Origin of the sequence: Actinosynnema sp. NPDC023658 (assembly GCF_040639995.1) — a bacterium.
Classification (GTDB): domain Bacteria; phylum Actinomycetota; class Actinomycetes; order Mycobacteriales; family Pseudonocardiaceae; genus Actinosynnema.
On the sequence record NZ_JBFAAX010000846.1, the window covers coordinates 1 to 2,388 of the forward strand.

Genomic DNA, 2,388 nt, shown 5'->3' on the forward strand with positions numbered 1-2,388 from the left:
GACCACCCAGTCGTCGGTCCCCGAGACGGTCACCTGGCCGTTGAAGCGGTCACTCCACTTCGTCCCCTCCGCGAACGTCGCGGTGCAGCCGCCACCTGGCGGGTTGGTGGTCGTGGTGGTCGTCGTCGGGTCGGTGGTCGTGGTCGTGGTGGTCGTGTCGCCCGTGGTGGTCGTGGTTGTGGTGGTGCTGGTGGTGGTGTCGCCGGGGCCGTCGGTGAGGGTGGGGGTGGTCCAGTCGCGCCATTGGGTGAGGTTTCCGGTGGCTTTGGTGTGCATGGTGATGCCGCCGGTGAAGGTGCCGGTGTTGCGGAGGAATTTGCCGATGGCTTGTTGGAGGGGGGTGCGCCATTCGGGGCGGGTGGCGCAGTGGGTGCCGTCGGTGACGTTGGAGTGGTAGAGGATGTTGTTGGACGCGCCGAGTGCTTTGTAGACCTCGGCGCCGCCCAGTGCGGCCACGGCGGCGGAGCGTGGGCCGAGGTTGGCGATGTGGGGGTTGTCCATGATGAACAGGCCGCGCGGGGCCACCATGGCGACGAGTTCGTGGGTGTCGATGGGGGTGTTGTTGGGGTTGGTGGTGTAGGGGGAGAAGGGGTCGCCGAACCAGGGTTGTTCGCCGTAGGCGCTGGCGAGGGTCTGGCCGCCTTCGGCGTTGACGCCGCGGTAGATGGGGACGCCGGCGGTGCCGGATTCGATGGGCATGGTCAATGCGATGCGTTGGTCGAACACGCCGATGGTGAAGGCGGCTTTGCCGTAGCGGGAGCAGCCGGTGACGCCGATGTCGGGGCGCAGGGTGGTGCCGCCGGATTGTTGGATGACGTCGATGATGCGGCTGGCGCCCCAGGCCCAGGCGGCGAGCAGGCCGGTGGGGCTGGTGTTGCCGTAGAGGGTGTAGAAGGCGCCTTGTTTGTTGGCGCGTCCGGTGCCTTCCTTGCCCACGGCGAGGGGGTCGTAGGTGATGACGGCGGCGCCGGCGGCTTTGATGGTGGCGGTGTCGGCGCCGAACCCGCCCACGACCAGCACGGCGGGGAAGGGGCCGGTGCCCGAGGGCAGTTGCACGCCGGCGGAGAAGCTCGCGGTGCGGCCGTTGTGGGAGACGTTCACGGTGACGCTGCTGCCGGACACGGTGCCGGTGACGCTGGTGGGTTTGGCGGGTTTGTCGCCCATGACGTGCCGTTCGGCCAGTTCCCGGATCTCCGCGCGGCGGCACCGCCAGTCCGACTTCGAGGTGATCCGCTGCCCGTTGAGCTTCGTGAACGGGTCGGGCAGCTTGGCGTTGGACGGGAACGACCCGGGCACCGTCACCGGGCAGTCCGCGCCCTCGTCCTCCACCCCCGCCAACGCGACCACGCCACCAGCCGCAGCGGTGTTCGAGGAGGACACCGCCAGCGCGGTCAACGTGCCGGCGAGCGCGAGCGTTGACACCCCCGACATGACGACCGCCGCACGTATTCTCCGGCGGCCCGAACTGATGTTCACCAGGGCTCTCCTTTGAGGCTGGGTGGTGGGGACGGCGACGGCGGACGGCCGGCGAGCGACCTCCTAAAGTTTCGAGGCGTGGATCGAAACATGTCAATGCGCCGGACGCCGTCAAAGCCGTCGCCGGTCTCAGTTGGTGCGGTGCGCGGCCTCCCGCGTCGGGCCAGGCGGAAGAGCATCGGGAACCCCGGTAGGGTTAACCCGGTTGGACTATCGACCGCGCTCTGGTCGATGATGTCGCCCGGCCGGAACCGCGGGTGCCACCCTTGCCCGAGCACCAGCACGTGCACCGCTCCGACACCCCGGCAGACGGCGAGCGCAGTGAACAGCAGATCCAGGGTCACCGTCACCCGCACCACGCCCTCCGACGAGGTCGAGGGGCGGTGGGTCGAGGTGTGCGGCGAGATCGACTACACCACCGCCCAGGGCCTCTACGCGGACGCGCTGGCCCTGGCCGACGACGGCGGCCACCACCGCGTGCTGGACTTCGCCGGCGTCGAGTTCTGCGACTCCTCCGGGCTGAGCGCGCTGCTCGGCATCTGGCGGAGGCTCCACGCTGACGGCGGCACGCTGACCGTCGTCGCCGCACCCGCCCACGTCGCCAAGGCGATGCGGGTCGGCGGCATGGACCGGCTCATCACGGTCCACCCCCGCCCCGGCGGCACGGCCCCGCACACCACCGCCTGACCTCGCTGTCACCACGCGCGCACAGCGCGAAGTCCACTGAGGACGGGTTGACCGCCGCGCTCGCGGGTATCCCGGACACCCACGGCCGCACAGCCCCCGGAGGCCGCGATGGGCAGTCTGATGGGTCCCGCTCCGACGCTCGGGGTCGAGGAGGAGTTCCTGCTGGTGGACGGGCGGACCGGCGAGCCGGTGCCGCGCGGTGAGGACGTGGTGGAGGCCGCCAGG

At 70.4% G+C, this 2,388-nt stretch carries 2 protein-coding genes; one reads left to right on the forward strand and one right to left on the reverse strand.

The features are described 5' to 3' along the window. Positions 1–1,476 (reverse strand): cellulose-binding protein (locus AB0G02_RS35495; RefSeq protein WP_360803418.1); only part of this gene is annotated, 1,476 nt, incomplete at its 3' end. A 321-nt stretch (positions 1,477–1,797) separates the two neighbouring features. Here AB0G02_RS35495 and AB0G02_RS35500 point away from each other — a divergent pair. Next, complete coding sequence (locus AB0G02_RS35500) at positions 1,798–2,163, forward strand: STAS domain-containing protein (RefSeq protein WP_360803421.1); 366 nt, start codon at positions 1,798–1,800, stop codon at positions 2,161–2,163. Positions 2,164–2,388: the final 225 nt, after the last annotated feature.